This is a genomic window from Brevibacterium permense, assembly GCF_025506275.1.
In the GTDB taxonomy this organism is placed as follows: Bacteria; Actinomycetota; Actinomycetes; order Actinomycetales; family Brevibacteriaceae; genus Brevibacterium; species Brevibacterium permense_A.
Genome location: NZ_QYCP01000014.1, coordinates 1 through 396, shown reverse-complemented (window position 1 = coordinate 396; position 396 = coordinate 1). Strand labels below are relative to the sequence as shown.

At 55.8% G+C, this 396-nt stretch carries 1 protein-coding gene; it reads right to left on the bottom strand.

The genetic code is table 11. The features are described 5' to 3' along the window. Positions 1 to 91: 91 nt before the first annotated feature. Positions 92 to 396, bottom strand: a 305-nt coding sequence (locus D3I60_RS01340) for a tail assembly protein (RefSeq protein WP_137497477.1), incomplete at its 5' end; no start/stop codon positions are given.

The window sequence follows — 396 nt, the reverse complement described above, 5'->3', positions numbered from 1 at the left end:
GGGTATGCCCCTTACTGCTGCCTTTACCCATTCCTCACGCTCCATAAACGACAAAACCGCCCGCAGGCGGTTTCACATAAAACATTTTGCATCAGCGACCAATCACCACAACCTGACCACCATCCCCTTCGTCTGCCGTGCTGATCTCCTGAGAAACCACGCGTGACCCCACGCGCATTTCACCGTACAGAACAGGCAGCACATTGCCCTGGGCAACCATGTTATCCAGTGAGGAGAAATAGGTGTTCTGTTTGCCGTTATCCGTTGTCTGTGTACGGGGAGTTCTGGCTTTCGGTGCCAGCATCTGCGCCACACCACCGAGCACCATACTGGCACCGAGAGAAAACAGGATGCCGGTCATACCACCGGCCCCAATGGCTGCCCCCCATGCTGCAA